A 503-nucleotide genomic window follows, 5' to 3' on the forward strand; every position below is an offset into this window, starting at 1 on the left:
CCCCATTTTTTGTTTGAGATTTTCTAGTTCCTGACGATGGATTTTTTCAGCTAAAGCGTGAACTTTAGTTTCAAAAAGACGAACAGCAATTTTTTTATCACCTATCAAGTTGTCTTGAGCAATAGGGCTAGATTGCGCTGATTTGCGCTCTAAATGATTTTCTTGAGGTTTTGGTGGTTCTGTATGTATTTTTGCTTCTGTGGCCGTATAAGCTTGTTTTGTGGCTCTAATCTCGGCTTCATGCTGATCTTTTGCTTTTTGAGTCCGTTCCAGTTGTTTTAAACCATCTAAAATCTTTTCTGATAGGACAATTTCTTGCTCTAATCCTTTTAAAATCTGCTGTTTTTCAGCGTTTCTAGCCTTGATTGCATTATTTTCTAGGGCAATGGTCGGCATGATGATTTCAGGATTTCGCTCTTCAACTGGTTTTAATTGTTCACGCTCGTATTTACGCTTCATGGCTGTAACTGCGCTTCCTTCATGCCAGGTAGCTTCTAAATCAA

At 38.4% G+C, this 503-nt stretch carries 1 pseudogene; it reads right to left on the minus strand.

Features of this window, described 5'->3' with window-relative positions:
* Positions 1-503: pseudogene (locus tag D7V20_RS19480) on the minus strand (MobA/MobL family protein); the annotation flags it as partial.

Origin of the sequence: Acinetobacter rongchengensis (assembly GCF_003611475.1) — a bacterium.
Taxonomy (GTDB): domain Bacteria; phylum Pseudomonadota; class Gammaproteobacteria; order Pseudomonadales; family Moraxellaceae; genus Acinetobacter; species Acinetobacter rongchengensis.